Raw genomic sequence first — 243 nt, 5'->3', positions numbered from 1 at the left:
CAGAAGGCAAGACAATCAAGGAAGATGTTACTGATGAAAAAGACCAACCAATTAATAAGGCCTACGATACAGTTGTAGACAATCGTCCGCAAGAGATTAAATTCGAAGGTAAGACTTATGAGTTAGTCCCAGCTGGTAACTACACAGTCGGTGAAGTAGATGACGAAGGTCACCTCAAGTCAACAGACCCAACAACAGGTGCAGTTGCTAAAGAGGATAAGAATGTAACTTACATCTACAAAC

At 41.2% G+C, this 243-nt stretch carries 1 pseudogene; it reads left to right on the top strand.

The annotated features are described in order from the left end of the window. Nucleotides 1-243 (top strand): annotated as a pseudogene (locus HMPREF2795_RS04445) (muramidase); the annotation flags it as partial.

Origin of the sequence: Streptococcus sp. HMSC056C01 (assembly GCF_001811305.1) — a bacterium.
Classification (GTDB): Bacteria; Bacillota; Bacilli; order Lactobacillales; family Streptococcaceae; genus Streptococcus.
Note: the sequence above shows the minus strand (reverse complement) of the source record. Positions and strands in the feature narration are given on the sequence as shown.